Annotated in this window: 11 protein-coding genes; 2 read left to right on the top strand and 9 right to left on the bottom strand. The window is 60.0% G+C overall.

All coding sequences use genetic code 11. The features are described from left to right. The first annotated feature begins 309 nt into the window (after positions 1 to 309). Positions 310 to 1,443: an AGE family epimerase/isomerase gene (locus DBR18_RS23905; RefSeq protein WP_108592167.1), complete on the top strand. Its 1,134-nt coding sequence runs from the start codon at positions 310 to 312 to the stop codon at positions 1,441 to 1,443. Between the two features lie 121 nt (positions 1,444 to 1,564). Here DBR18_RS23905 and DBR18_RS23900 read toward each other — a convergent pair whose 3' ends face one another. The 9 genes from DBR18_RS23900 to DBR18_RS23855 form a co-directional block, all read right to left on the bottom strand. Beyond that, complete coding sequence (locus tag DBR18_RS23900; protein WP_108592166.1) at positions 1,565 to 2,470, bottom strand: cation diffusion facilitator family transporter; 906 nt, start codon at positions 2,468 to 2,470, stop codon at positions 1,565 to 1,567. Positions 2,471 to 2,669: 199 nt separating this feature from the next. Then, positions 2,670 to 3,434, bottom strand: a complete 765-nt coding sequence (locus DBR18_RS23895) for an SDR family oxidoreductase (protein WP_041065617.1) — start codon at positions 3,432 to 3,434, stop codon at positions 2,670 to 2,672. Positions 3,435 to 4,364: 930 nt separating this feature from the next. Beyond that, on the bottom strand, positions 4,365 to 5,081 hold the full coding sequence (locus DBR18_RS23885) for an ABC transporter ATP-binding protein (RefSeq protein WP_108592165.1): 717 nt from the start codon (positions 5,079 to 5,081) through the stop codon (positions 4,365 to 4,367). Further along, positions 5,078 to 5,950: an ABC transporter ATP-binding protein gene (locus tag DBR18_RS23880; RefSeq protein ID WP_007967487.1), complete on the bottom strand. Its 873-nt coding sequence runs from the start codon at positions 5,948 to 5,950 to the stop codon at positions 5,078 to 5,080. Before DBR18_RS23880 ends, DBR18_RS23885 begins: the two co-directional genes overlap by 4 nt. Further along, positions 5,947 to 7,248: a high-affinity branched-chain amino acid ABC transporter permease LivM gene (livM, locus tag DBR18_RS23875; protein WP_007967484.1), complete on the bottom strand. Its 1,302-nt coding sequence runs from the start codon at positions 7,246 to 7,248 to the stop codon at positions 5,947 to 5,949. Before livM ends, DBR18_RS23880 begins: the two co-directional genes overlap by 4 nt. Before the next feature lie 3 nt (positions 7,249 to 7,251). Next, positions 7,252 to 8,166: a branched-chain amino acid ABC transporter permease gene (locus DBR18_RS23870; protein ID WP_003221160.1), complete on the bottom strand. Its 915-nt coding sequence runs from the start codon at positions 8,164 to 8,166 to the stop codon at positions 7,252 to 7,254. 242 nt (positions 8,167 to 8,408) lie between these two features. Then, a complete protein-coding gene (locus tag DBR18_RS23865) occupies positions 8,409 to 9,542 on the bottom strand; it encodes an ABC transporter substrate-binding protein (RefSeq protein ID WP_108592164.1) in 1,134 nt (377 codons plus the stop codon). A gap of 368 nt (positions 9,543 to 9,910) precedes the next feature. After that, complete coding sequence (locus DBR18_RS23860) at positions 9,911 to 11,194, bottom strand: FAD-binding oxidoreductase (RefSeq protein WP_108592163.1); 1,284 nt, start codon at positions 11,192 to 11,194, stop codon at positions 9,911 to 9,913. A gap of 143 nt (positions 11,195 to 11,337) precedes the next feature. Continuing rightward, entirely contained in the window at positions 11,338 to 12,828 is a 1,491-nt protein-coding gene (locus tag DBR18_RS23855; RefSeq protein ID WP_108592162.1) for an aldehyde dehydrogenase family protein, read from the bottom strand. Between the two features lie 165 nt (positions 12,829 to 12,993). On the opposite strand from DBR18_RS23855, the gene DBR18_RS29815 reads away from it, so the two are divergent. Beyond that, a partial coding sequence (locus DBR18_RS29815) for a LysR family transcriptional regulator (protein WP_371921142.1) occupies positions 12,994 to 13,115 on the top strand: 122 nt, incomplete at its 3' end.

Genomic DNA, 13,115 nt, shown 5'->3' with positions numbered 1-13,115 from the left:
GGCCGGTTGATCTCTATCGCCTGAACCCGCCCCATCGCTGGCAAGCCAGCTCCCACAATTGGAATGCACTCTCCTGTAGGAGCTGCCGCAGGCTGCGATCTTTTGACTTTGGTTGTTAAAAGCCAGATCAAAAGATCGCAGCCTGCGGCAGCTCCTAACAGAATCCAGTCGCGAATTCAGTTCTGCGAACCCGGTTCAACTATGGGAGCCAGCCTGCTAGCGATAGCGGTCTGACAGACACCGCGTCTCTAAAGGACGCGGCTCTGCTACCATGTCGCGCAATCGCCCCAGCCGTGACGACGTCCGCCAATGCCCCATGCTTCCCGCTCCACCTCCCTGCCTGAATTGACCGCCCTGTTCAGCGATGTGCAACAGCACTTTCTGAACGTGATCGTGCCGCTCTGGCAAGGCCCGGGCTGGAACGCCGACATGGCGCTGCCCTATGAGGCACTGGACGCCGCTCACCAGCCGCTGCCGCCGCAACGCTATCGGGCGATGGCCTGCGCACGGCAGCTGTATCTGTTTTCCAGCCTGATCGGGGTTGTGGATAACGCCGAGGTACGCGCCGCCGCGCTATTCCGATCGCTGCAACGGCACTTCCACGATGCCGAGCACGGTGGCTGGTTCTACAGCATCGATGCGCAGGGCAAGCCGCTGGATCAGCGCAAAGACCTCTACACCCATGCCTTCATCCTGTTCGCCTGCGCCCATTACTGGGCCAAGTCCCGCGAGCCGCTGGTGGAATCCACACTCAACGCCGCGCTGGAAGTCATCGGCCGCCGATTCGCCACCGGCGATGGCCTGTACGAAGCGTGTCTGGAGCGCGACTGGATCACCCTGCAAACCGGTCCGCTGCAAAACCCGCTGATGCACTTGGCCGAAGCCTTTCTCGCCACCCTCGCCGTGCGTGACGACGCGCCAACGCAGCGGGCGCTGCTTGAGTTATGCACAGCCATGCACCAACACTTCGTCGATCCGCAGCACGGCGTGCTGATGGAAAAACCGTTGGGGGCTGTGGATAACTGGTACGAGCCGGGGCATCAGTTCGAATGGTATTTCCTGCTTGAATCTTCGCCATTTCTGCGCGGCTCGGAACTGCACGCGGCGCTGGACCGGGCGTTCGCTTTCACCGAGCAATTCGGTGTTGAACAGCCTTCAGGGGCGGTGCGGGCGATGCTCGATCTGCAACCGGATGGACAGCCGAAGGATTCCACTCAGCGCATCTGGGCGCAGGCCGAATACCTGCGCGCCCTGACCCTGCGACCGGACAGCGAAGCCGCAGTGATGCACCAGTTGCAGGCGCTGCAACAGCGTTTTCTGCATGCCGGCGGTTGGCATGAGTGCCGGGACGAGCAGGGTGAAGTCAGCCGCAAGGACATGCCTTCGACCACGCCTTATCACTTGGCGACGTGCTACAGCGGTTTATCCGAATATCTGCGGTGATTGAAAATAGCTTTCGCGAGCAAGCCCGCTCCCACATGGGAATTTCGCCGAACACATAATCTGTGAACAGCTCGGATCCCTGTGGGAGCGGGCTTGCTCGCGAATAGCCGTTATACGGTCTCTACGCAATCCACTTCTTGTCGCCGGTAAAGCTGATAGTCAACCAGCGCGCCGCATCCGGCTCGCCCAGCTGCGCCGAGATCTCCTCGCGCAACGCATCCAGTTGCCCAACGCTCTGCAACCGGTAATCCGCCGGCAACACCACATGAATCTCGATGAACCGCGCCCGCCCGTGCTTCTGCACGTAGGTCACGTAGTCGTCGAAACCATGCTCGACCTTCGCCGCTTCCATCACCTGGCGCACCTGATCATCCAGCGTGTCCGGGGCAATGCCCAGCACATCGCGCAGCGCCGGGCCAAGGATCTTGAACGCCGGCGGCAACATGGTCAGGGCCAGCACGATCAGGATCAGCGGGTCGACAAACTTCGCCCACTCACCAAAGCCCTGGGCCTGGAGCAGCAGCGCCACGAGGAAACTGATCAACAGGCCGACCGAGAGCATCGCGTCCACCAGCCAGCTGATGTTGTCGAACTGGATCAGGCTGGACTTGAGCTTGCGATTGCGCCGGCGCACGTAGAAGAAATAGGCGAACTCGACGACGGTGAACACCGCCGCATAAATGATCACCAGCCCCAGCTCAATCTCGCGGCCACCGTTGATGATGCCAAACACACCGTTGAGGAACGCATAGATGGCGATCAACAGCAGGAAGCTGCCTTCGATCAGCAGCACCATCGGCTCCAGATGCCAGAAACCGAACTGGAAGCGGTGATTGCTTTCTTTGGCGATCAGCCGTGCAGTGATCAGCATCAGCACTTTGATGAACGTTGCGATCAGCGAGAAAAAACCATCGAAAAGGATGGATTGGGAACCTGAAACAAAACCGGTGACGATCCCGGCAATCGACACCGCGAACATCAGGATGGTCGATTGTTTGAGCAGTGACTGCTCACCTCGGTTACTCACGTAGCCTCCTCTAAAAACCTTTGAACCGCGGGGTGCGGTGGGGTTGTTGAGGAGGGAGTTTACCTTATCGCCATGTTTTGCCTGTTACGGCCTCATCGCTGGCAAGCCAGCTCCCACAGGTACCGAGTCGATTACAAGATTTTATGTATACCGACGATCCTGTGGGAGCTGGCTTGCCAGCGAAGGCCATTATGCGGTCTTACGCCTTGTTACGCTCGATGGCAAAACCGGCCCAGGTCTGGCTCACCGGCATCAGTTCCAGGCTGTTGATGTTGATGTGCGCCGGGGCATTGAGCACCCAGAAAATGGTCTCGGCGATGTCCTGCGGCTGGATCGGCTCAGCACCGGCGTAGGTGGCGTTGTAACGCTCCTGGTCACCGGCAAAACGCACCAGCGAGAACTCGCTTTCACACAGACCTGGCTCGATGTTGCTGACGCGCACGCCGGTGCCCTGCAGGTCGCAACGCAGGTTCAGCGAGAACTGCTTCACGAACGCCTTGGTCGCGCCATACACGTGGCTGCCCGGATACGGGTAGTTGCCGGCAATGGAGCCGAGGTTGACGATGCCGGCCCCACGGCCGTGCGCGATCAACCGTGGCAACAGCAGACGGGTGCTGTACATCAGGCCTTTGACGTTGGTGTCGACCATGGTGTCCCAGTCGTCGAGGTCGCATTTGGGTGCGGGGTCAACGCCCAGCGCCAGCCCGGCGTTGTTGATCAGGCCACGCAGTTTGGCGAACGACGGTGGCAGATTGGCAATTGCCTCTTCCATCGCCTTGCGGTCACGCACGTCGAGCACCAGGCCATGCACTTCGGTCTGTTTCGACAGTTCGGCGCACAGGGCATTCAGACGTTCTGCACGACGACCGGTCAACACCAGTTTCCAGCCAGCCTCGGCAAACCGGCGGGCACAGGCTTCACCAAATCCGGACGTCGCGCCGGTGATAAACAGGGTGTTGGACATCGTGTTCTCCTTGCGTCGGCCACGAGCGCGGCCATTGAAATAGAAAATCAGCAGCCAGCATGCCCGGCCCGGCAATGACGAGCAACCACTGCCCACTGTAGGAGCTGCCGCAGGCTGCGATCTTTTGATCTTGCTCTGGAAAATCAAAAGATCGCAGCCTGCGGCAGCTCCTACATAAGCGCACTCCAGATCAAAAATTGATCAACCGTTGGTACGCCTTGTGGGGCGTGGCCTGTAGCCATGTGCACGCACGTTATCCACAGTCCCTTCCACAGTTTCCGGGGGCAAGTGGAAACGCGCAAAGCCGCGCCCCACAAGGCTTTGCGCGGGAAATAGAAAGTTTTTTGCTTGACCCTGGCACGGCTGTTGTGCCGGAGATGGCATTTTGCACGACCGACCAGTCAGCGCAGTGATTGCGCGAGGCCAGTAACTACGCCGCTCAGCGCGGTCTTTCCAGAGTTTAGTCACAGACTTATCCACAGGCTTGTTCACATCGATTTGTCACTGCAATGCAGCCTAGAAAAAGGTTGACAACAGCGTCTTCAGCTCCCGCAAAAATGCCTGATCAAAAATCAATCACTGCCCTGAAAGCCACGTTTTACAAGGCTTTCAGCCAGCTACTCCCACGTTATTCACAGCCAGCTCCACAGCAAACGGGGACAAGTCAAAACTGTGGAAAAACAGCCATTTGCAGCGTCTATATGTCGCGCTTTGGCAGCTATGGGAATTTGTTTTCCACAATTTCACAATCGGCTTGATATTGAAGATGAATTCACTGTAGGAGCTGCCGAAGGCTGCGATCTTTTGACTTTCAAAAACAACATCAAAAGATCGCAGCCTTCGGCAGCTCCTACAGGGGGATTGTGGTGGTTTGAGATGTAAATAGCCCCGGGACTTTCGTCGCGGGGCTTGTGGACAACTCAGGAAGTATCAATGCCCGCCCAAATAAGCGTTACGCACCTCCTCATTCACCAACAGCTCTTTACCGGTACCGGTCAGGCGAATCTCGCCGTTGACCATTACATACGCCCGGTCCGACAGCTTCAACGCATGGTTGGCGTTCTGCTCGACGAGGAAAATCGTCATGCCGGTTTTCGCCAGTTCCCGCAGGGTGGCGAAGATCTGCTTCACCACAATCGGCGCCAACCCCAGGCTCGGTTCATCGAGCAACAACAGCTTCGGCCGACTCATCAGGGCGCGGGCAATGGCGAGCATCTGCTGCTCGCCGCCGGACATGGTCATCGCCCGCTGGGTACGGCGCTCTTCAAGCCGCGGGAACAGCTCGAACATGCGCTGCATGTCCTCCTTGGCGTACTTGTCGCCAATCGGGATGGTGCCCATCAGCAGGTTTTCCTCGACGGTCATGTCGGGGAACACTCGCCGCCCTTCCGGCGACTGCGCAATGCCGTTGGAGGCGATGTAGTGCGAGGACTTGTGGGTAATGTCGACGCCCTGATAGAGGATCTGTCCGCCCGCCGCTCGTGGCTGGCCGAAGATCGACATCAGCAGCGTGGATTTACCCGCGCCGTTGGAGCCGATCAGGCTGACGGTCTCTCCTTCGTTGATCTCAAGCGACACGCCTTTGAGGGCCTGGATCGGGCCGTAGAACACGTCCAGTTTTTTCAGTTCGAGGATCGGTTTGCTCATACCAGCTCCTCTTCGTCGGCGCCCAGGTAGGCGGCAATCACTTTCGGATCGTTGCGGATCGCCTCAGGCCCGCCCTCGGCGATGACAATGCCGTGGTCCAGCACCACGATGTGGTCGGAAATGCTCATCACCATGCCCATGTCGTGTTCGATCAGCACCACGGTCAGATCGTGCTCGTCGCGCAGCAGCCGGATCATCGCGCTCAGCGCTTCGGTTTCCTGAGGGTTGAGGCCGGCGGCCGGTTCGTCGAGGCAGATGATCTGCGGGCGGGTACACATGGCCCGGGCGATTTCCAGACGGCGTTGCTGCCCGTAGGACAGTTCACCGGCCAGACGGTTGGCGCAGTCCACCAGATCCACCACTTCGAGCCAGTAGAACGCGCAATCCAGCGCATCGCTTTCCGCTTTGCGGTAGCCCTTGGTGTTGAGGATGCCGGCGAGCATGTTGCGGTTGACCCACATGTGCTGGGCCACCAGCAGGTTTTCCAGCACCGACATTTCCTTGAACAGACGAATGTTCTGGAAGGTTCGGGCCAGGCCTGCGCGGTTCACCAGATGCGTGCCGCCGAACATCTTGTAGTACAGGCGACTGAGGAAGCTTTTCGGCGACACGAAGTCGGTCGGTTTGAACGACTCGCCCAGCAACTGGATGACGTTGGTCTGCTGGCCACGCACGTTGAGTTCGATCTTGCCGCCGGAGGCCTTGTAGAACCCGGTCAGGCAGTTGAACACCGTGGTCTTGCCGGCGCCGTTCGGCCCGATCAGGGCGAAGATCGAGTTGCGCTTGACCTTGAGGCTCACATCGCTCAAAGCCTTGATGCCACCGAAGTGCATCATCAGTTTTTCCACAGAGAGAACAACTTCACTCATGGCGCAGTCCTCTCATAGTGAATGGCACCTTTGCGTGGAGTGACCCCGGTACGGCTGATGCGGATCAGCCCTCGTGGTCGCCAGATCATCATCAACACCATCAGGATGCCGAACAGCAGCACGCGGTATTCGGCAAAGCCGCGCAGCAATTCCGGAGCAACCGTCAGCACGAACGCCGCGATCACCACGCCGATGGTCGAGCCCATGCCGCCGAGCACGACGATGGCGAGGATCAGCGCCGATTCGAAGAAGGTGAACGAGGTTGGGTTGACGAAGCCTTGATAGGTGGCGAAAAACACCCCGGCCAGACCCGCCGTCGACGCGCCGATGGTGAACGCCGAGAGCTTGACCAGCACATGGTTGAGGCCCATCGAGCGGCAGGCGATTTCGTCTTCGCGCAACGCTTCCCAGGCGCGACCCACCGGCATTTTCACCAGCCGATGCTTGATGTACAGCACGGCCAGCACCACCAGGAACAACACCGTGTAGATGAAGTAATACTTCACGTCCGGGTTGTAGGCGATGCCGAAGAACTCGTGGAACGGCACCCCGCCATCCTTGGCCCGCTTGCCGAATTCCAGACCGAAGAATGTCGGCAGTGGCGCCGGCATACCGTTCGGGCCGCCGGTCAGCGACAGCCAGTTGTTGAGGATCAGACGGATGATTTCACCGAAGCCCAGGGTCACGATCGCCAGGTAGTCACCGTGCAGACGCAGCACCGGAAAACCGAGGATGCAGCCGGCCAGACCTGCGGTGATCGCCGCCAGTGGCAGCACGGTCCAGAAACCCAGCCCGAGGTATTGATACCCCAGCGCCAGACCGTAGGCACCGATGGCGTAGAACGCCACGTAACCGAGATCGAGCAGACCGGCCAGACCCACCACGATGTTGAGTCCCAGCCCCAGCAGCACATAGATCAGCCCGAGGATGACCACGCCCAGCAGATAGGAGTTGGAGACAAACGGCACGATGACCGCGAGCACGATCAGCAGCGGGATGATCCAGCGCAGGCGTGATTTGTGATCGGCCGGCAGCACGTGCACGCCGGAACCGGTGCTCTCGAAGCCGTCGAGGATCTTCAGGCCCTTGGGCGTCTGCAGGAACAGGCTCAAGGCAAAGCGGCCGATCATCACAATGCCGATAAGCCACGCGACGCGGGTCGGCTCAAGATTGAAGCTGTAGCCCTCGAGCACGACACCGACAATCGGGCCGAACACGATCAGGGCAATAAGGCCGGCAAGAATCGCCTCAACCAGACTTTTTTTGATATCGATGGATTTTTGGGTGGTTGAAGACATCGCTTACACCTTCGACACAAGAGGACGGCCCAACAGGCCCTGAGGCCGGAAGACCAGAACAAGTACGAGCAGCGAGAAGCTGAACACGTCTTTGTAGTCGGAGTTGACCAGGCCCGAGAACAGCGACTCGGAAATCCCGAGAATGATCCCGCCGAGCATCGCGCCGGGCAGTGAGCCGATCCCGCCCAGCACGGCGGCGGTGAACGCCTTGATGCCGATGACGAAGCCTGCGTAGAAGTCGAACGTGCCGTAGTTCATGGTGATCAGCACGCCGGCCAGAGCCGCCATCGCTGCACCGATGATGAACACGTAGGAAATCACCCGGTCGGTGTTGATCCCCAGGATCGAGGCCATCTTGCGGTCTTGCTGGGTGGCGCGGCACATGCGGCCGAGCTTGGTGTACTTGATCACGTAGGTCAGCAGGCCCATGCCGACAAATGCGGCGACCAGAATGAACACCTTGGTGTAGGTGAGCTGGACGAAACCTGTGCCGACGTCGATGCGCCAGGCACCGGTGAGCAGCGTCGGAACACCCTGTTGACGGGCGCCCTGGCTGATCTGGGCATAGTTTTGCAGGATCAGGGAGATACCGATGGCACTGATCAGCGGTGCCAGTCGGGTGGAGTTGCGCAGAGGTTTGTAGGCGACGCGTTCGATTACCCAGCCATAGACGCCGGTGACGACGATGGTGAAGACCAGCGTGCCGAGCATCAACAGCGGGAAGGATTCGATACCGAAGTAAGCCAGCAGAGCCAGACTGATTGCCGCGAGGTACGCGGAAATCATGTAAACCTCGCCGTGGGCGAAGTTGATCATGCCGATGATGCCGTAGACCATTGTGTAGCCGATGGCGATCAGGCCATAGACCGACCCGAGGGTCAGGCCGTTGACCAGTTGCTGCAGGAAAATACCATCCATAACGCAATCTCACGCAATGAGAACCTGCCCACCGGAGCGGGCGGTTCTTCTAGGAAAAATACAGATTTACGTCGGAGCAATGTCAGAGCGCGATCAGCCCAGCCTCACCGAGGCTCCTGTGGGAGCTGGCTTGCCAGCGATAGCGGTGGATCAGCCAACCTGTGTGTCGACTGACCTGACGCCATCGCGGGCAAGCCCGCTCCCACAGGTATTGGTGGGGGTTAAGCGAATCGCGTCAGCCCTTACTTCTGTTTTTCCAACTGATGGTATTTGCCGCTAGCGTCCCACTGGTAAACCACGTAGTCGGACACTTTCAGGTCACCCTTGGAATCCCAGGACTTCTCGCCCATGACGGTTTTCACCGGGTTGGCTTTCAGCCATTTGGCAGCGTCGTCACCCTTATTGGACTTGGCGCCATTGAAGCCGGCCGCCAGGGTCTGGATCGAAGCGTAGGCGTACAGGGTGTAGCCCTCAGGCTCGGTGCCGGCCTTGCGGAACTGCTCGACCACCGCCTTGCTTTCCGGCAGCAGGCGCGGGTCGGCGCCGAAAGTCATCAGTACGCCGTCGACGTATTGCGGGCCACCGGCGGTGGTCACCAGTTCGTCGGTAACGATGCCGTCGTCAGACATGAACTTGACGTCTTTCAGGCCTTCGGTACGCAGTTGCTTGACCAGCGGGCCGGCTTCCGGGTGCAGGCCGCCGAAGTACACGACGTCGGCGCCAGCGGCGCGGATCTTGGTGACCAGGGCGCTGAAGTCTTTCTCGCCACGGGTCAGACCTTCGTAGATCACCGGGGTCACGCCACGCTTGATCAACTGGGCCTTGGTCGCATCGGCCAGACCTTGACCGTAGGTGTCCTTGTCGTGGATCACCGCGACTTTCTTGCCCTTGAGCACGTCGACGATGTAGTCGCCAGCCACGATGCCTTGCTGGTCATCACGCCCGCACATACGGAACATGGCGCTCAGACCGCGCTCGGTCACTTGCGGGTTGGTGGAACCCGGAGTGATCGCGATAACGCCGGCTTCGTCGTAGATTTCCGAAGCTGGAATGGTGGAAGAAGAGCAGAAGTGACCGACCACACCGGCAACCTTCTGGTTGACCAGGTCTTTGGCAACCGTCACTGCCTGTTTCGGTTCGCAGGCGTCATCGCCCTTGACCAGTACGATTTTCTCGCCGTTGACGCCGCCCGCCGCGTTGACCGCGTCCGCCGCTGCCTGTGCACCCTTCATGTACTGCTCGCCAAATGCCGCGTTGGCGCCAGTCATTGGACCCGCTACACCGATTTTCACATCAGCTTGAGCAAACGCAGAAACACCCAACGCAGTAGCTACTGCGAGGGCCAGAAAGCCTTTCTTGTAAAACGTCTGGGACATGAGGTGGTGCTCCAAGGTTTTTTTTAGTTGGCACTGCGACTTCACTTCACTGAATGCTCTGAGCAAGCGCCGTGCCATCGGTTTTTTATTCTGCAAAAAGTCGCTGCTTTCTTGTTATTTCGACTGTTTCGTTCCCATTTTCATTGGGCGTGCAACCGTCTAAACCGCGGAAGGTGAAACCTTTTTAAATCTCAGGCGCAACCCTCTTGCGCCATCATTGCAACCGCGGCACCAAACGACGTGCAACCAGCCTGTAACAGCTCGCGTCACCGAACTGCACACTGCTGGTGCGGTACTGCTACAACCCGCACCATTACAGGCTAGTCGCTGCATCGAAAAGCGCCGCGCCAAGCAACAAATTTCAACACTCAGATGACGATGCGCAGGCACTGGCCCGCGTGATACAGCGAGAACCCGGCTTCGTACAGGCAACTGCGCAGCCCGACGCCGGCCAGGGGCTGCATCGGTGCGAAGGGGATCGGCAGGGCTTGAGGATTTCCGTTACACAGGTAGTCGGCGAAGGCTTTGCCGACCACGGTGCCGGTGGTCACGCCGCGACCGTTGTAACCGGTGACGGCCACCAGTCCCGGCGCCGGCTCGAACAGCCGCATCAGATGATCGGGGGTGAAGGCGATGCGCCCGGTCCAGGTGCATTCCCATTCCACCGGTTTCAGGTTGGGGAAGTAATGCTGCTGCACGCGGTCGGCCCAGGCTTTGAGGAACCACGTCGGTTTCTGATTACCGTTGCCCAGACTGCCGAGCAGCAGGCGGCCGTCCTTGTCACGACGGATGCTGCTCAGCACCTGCCGCGTGTCCCAAGAGCCCTGCCCGCCGGGGAGGATTGCATGGGCGGCGTCTTCGGTCAGCGGCACCGAAGCGACCTGATAGTAATAACCGGGGAAGAAGTTGCGCTTGAGTTCGGTCCAGTCGCCCTCGGTGTAGGCGTTGGAGGCGATCACCACTTGCTCGGCGAGCACCGAACCGTGCTCGGTCTGCACTGACCATTGCTGGCCCACGCGCTCGAGACGGTTGACTGGCGAGTGATCGAACATCTGCCCGCCCAGGCCCTTCACCGCGTTGGCCAGGCCAGTGACATAGGCCATCGGATTGAGCGTACCCGCGCGCCGGTCGAGCAATGCGGCGGCGATCTTCTGGGTGCCGGTGGCTTGCTCGCAGGCCTTGCCGGTGAGCAGCTCGACCGGCGCGCCACGGCGTTTCCATTGTTGCTCGCGACTGCGCAGATCCGCCTCGCCCTTGGCGTTGTGCGCCATGTGCAGGGTGCCTTCGCGACGCAACTGGCAATCGATGTTGTATTTATCCACAAGGCTGAACACCAGCGCCGGTGCCGCCCCGAGCATGCGGTTGAGCTGACTGCCGACCGTTTCACCGAATCCGGCCTCGATCTCGTCCGGCGGGATCCACATGCCGGCGTTGACCAGCCCGACGTTGCGCCCGGAGCCGCCGTGCCCGGCACGATGCGCTTCCAGCACGCAGACACTTTTGCCTTTTTCCAACAGATGCAGCGCCGCCGACAACCCGGTAAACCCGGCGCCGATCACACAGACATCGACTTTGACCTCGCCCCGCAGCGCGGTGTTATCCGGGCGTTGCGGCGTGAGTTTTTCCCACAGACATTCTTCGCGTAACGGCATTGCCAGACTCCAACAGAAACCTAACCAATTGCGTTGTGGGCACTAAAAAGATCGCAGCCTTCGGCAGCTCCTACAAAACCGCAGCCAACCGCAGCCCTGTAGGAGCTGCCGAAGGCTGCGATCTTTTCAGCTTTTGCTCAATTTCAGTCGAAGGTAATGCCCTGCGCCAGCGGCAACTCCAGCGAGTAGTTCACGGTGTTGGTCTGGCGGCGCATGTAGGCGCGCCAGGCGTCGGACCCGGACTCACGACCGCCACCGGTTTCTTTCTCGCCACCAAATGCACCGCCGATTTCCGCGCCGCTCGGGCCGATGTTGACGTTGGCGATGCCGCAGTCGCTGCCGACCGCCGACATGAACTGCTCGGCCTCGCGCACGTCAGTGGTGAAGATGCACGACGACAGGCCCTGCGGCACGGCATTGTTCAGGCGCAGCGCTTCCTGGAAGTCGCTGTAGCCGACGACATAGAGAATCGGGGCGAAGGTTTCGCTGCAGACCACGTCGCTCTGCTCTGGCATTTCGACGATGGCCGGCGACACGTAGTACGCATTCGGGAATTGGTCTTCCAGTTGGCGCTTGCCGCCAAACACTCGGCCACCCTCGCTCAGCGCCTGCTCCAGCGCGTCCTGCATGTTTTCGAAACTGTGTTTGTCGATCAGCGGGCCGACCAGATTGCCTTCCAGCGGGTGGCCGATGCGCACTTTGGCGTACGCGGCTTTGAGGCGGGTGACGATTTCTTCCTTCACCGACTCATGGGCAATCAGCCGCCGCAGGGTGGTGCAGCGCTGGCCGGCGGTACCGACCGCGCTGAACAGAATGGCGCGCACGGCCATGTCCAGATCGGCGCTCGGGCCGAGGATCATCGCGTTATTGCCGCCCAGCTCCAGAATGCTGCGGGCAAAACGAGCGGCGACTTTCGGCGCCACTTCGCGGCCCATGCGGGTGCTGCCGGTAGCGCTGATCAGCGCGACACGCGGGTCGTCCACCAGCGCTTCGCCAGCGTCACGGCCACCGATGATCACCTGGCACAGATTCGCCGGCGCATCGCTGAAATTCTTCACCACACGGTCGAACAGTGCCTGGCAGGCCAGTGCGGTCAGCGGGGTTTTCTCCGACGGTTTCCACACCACCGGGTTGCCGCAGACCAACGCCAGCGTGGTGTTCCACGCCCACACTGCGACCGGGAAGTTGAACGCGCTGATCACGCCCACCACGCCCAGCGGATGCCAGGTTTCACGCATGTGGTGGCCCGGACGCTCGGAGGCGATGGTCAAACCGTACAACTGACGCGACAGACCGACGGCGAAGTCGCAGATGTCGATCATCTCCTGCACTTCACCGAGGCCTTCCTGAGTGATCTTGCCCGCTTCCCACGACACCAGCTCGCCGAGGTCAGTCTTGTATTCACGCAGCACTTCGCCGAACTGACGCACCAGTTCACCGCGACGCGGGGCCGGCACCTTGCGCCACTGCTCGAACGCATGATCTGCGCGACTGATGTGCTGCTCGACTTCGGCCGGGCCTTCCCAGTTCACGGCGGCGATGCGGCTGCCGTCGATGGGCGAATGCACCGGCACTTTGCCGTTCTGGTACAAGGCCGGGTTCACACCAAGACGATCAAGCAATGCGGCAACCATGGGTCACTCCTCAAGCGGAAAACTGAATGTGTGCGGCCGAACGTTCACGACCGGGCAGGCCTTTAGTTGTAGCTTCCCGAGGGCAAGGCAACAAACGACCTTTACGCGAGATATCATTCCGTTTATTCATGCTGCGCATAGAAAGACAAGAAAAAGGGATCACCCATGCTGAACAAACGCCACTTGCCGTCGATCACCGCGCTGCAGTGCTTCGAAGCCGTGACCCGGCACCTGAGCTTCACCCGGGCCGCCGAAGAACTGAACCTGACCCAGAGCGCGGTCAGCAC

Source organism: Pseudomonas sp. HMWF021 (genome assembly GCF_003061005.1).
GTDB lineage: Bacteria > Pseudomonadota > Gammaproteobacteria > Pseudomonadales > Pseudomonadaceae > Aquipseudomonas.
The sequence above is the reverse complement of the archived record's forward strand: the minus strand, read 5'-3'. Positions and strand labels throughout refer to the sequence as shown.

What these genes read in the sequence shown, in the direction of transcription:
- DBR18_RS23855 (WP_108592162.1), bottom strand. Translation starts at nt 12,828, where the DNA reads ATGGTTGCCGCATTGCTTGATCGTCTTGGTGTGAACCCGGCCTTGTAC.
- DBR18_RS23885 (WP_108592165.1), bottom strand. Translation starts at nt 5,081, where the DNA reads ATGAGCAAACCGATCCTCGAACTGAAAAAACTGGACGTGTTCTACGGC.
- livM (WP_007967484.1), bottom strand. Translation starts at nt 7,248, where the DNA reads ATGTCTTCAACCACCCAAAAATCCATCGATATCAAAAAAAGTCTGGTT.
- DBR18_RS23870 (WP_003221160.1), bottom strand. Translation starts at nt 8,166, where the DNA reads ATGGATGGTATTTTCCTGCAGCAACTGGTCAACGGCCTGACCCTCGGG.
- DBR18_RS23880 (WP_007967487.1), bottom strand. Translation starts at nt 5,950, where the DNA reads ATGAGTGAAGTTGTTCTCTCTGTGGAAAAACTGATGATGCACTTCGGT.
- DBR18_RS23865 (WP_108592164.1), bottom strand. Translation starts at nt 9,542, where the DNA reads ATGTCCCAGACGTTTTACAAGAAAGGCTTTCTGGCCCTCGCAGTAGCT.
- DBR18_RS23905 (WP_108592167.1), top strand. Translation starts at nt 310, where the DNA reads ATGCCCCATGCTTCCCGCTCCACCTCCCTGCCTGAATTGACCGCCCTG.
- DBR18_RS23860 (WP_108592163.1), bottom strand. Translation starts at nt 11,194, where the DNA reads ATGCCGTTACGCGAAGAATGTCTGTGGGAAAAACTCACGCCGCAACGC.
- DBR18_RS23895 (WP_041065617.1), bottom strand. Translation starts at nt 3,434, where the DNA reads ATGTCCAACACCCTGTTTATCACCGGCGCGACGTCCGGATTTGGTGAA.